Annotated in this window: 2 tRNA genes; both read right to left on the reverse strand. The window is 58.3% G+C overall.

Annotation, left to right across the window (positions count from 1 at the left end):
* Window positions 1-12: 12 nt before the first annotated feature.
* Window positions 13-88 (reverse strand) — tRNA-Ala (locus JNB88_RS33270).
* Window positions 89-181: 93 nt separating this feature from the next.
* A tRNA-Ile gene (locus JNB88_RS33275) sits at window positions 182-258 on the reverse strand.
* Between the last annotated feature and the right edge of the window lie 44 nt (window positions 259-302).

Here is a 302-nt window from a genome sequence, read left to right on the forward strand (position 1 = left end):
ACACCATCGATTTGGTGGAGCTGAGCGGGATCGAACCGCTGACCCCCTGCTTGCAAAGCAGGTGCTCTCCCAGCTGAGCTACAGCCCCTCCAGCTCGATCACCCGGAGATTAATCCAGGTTCGGCAATCATCCGCGCCAGCCATTCCAATCAATTCCCAGTCCAGCATCCGCAAGTGCGAATGGTGGGCCCGGGAAGACTTGAACTTCCGACCCCACGCTTATCAAGCGTGTGCTCTAACCAACTGAGCTACGGGCCCATTCGGGAACCGGTCCAGCACAAGCCGGACAAGCGCGGTTTTTT

This window comes from Rhizobium cauense (assembly GCF_019511525.1).
In the GTDB taxonomy this organism is placed as follows: domain Bacteria; phylum Pseudomonadota; class Alphaproteobacteria; order Rhizobiales; family Rhizobiaceae; genus Rhizobium; species Rhizobium cauense.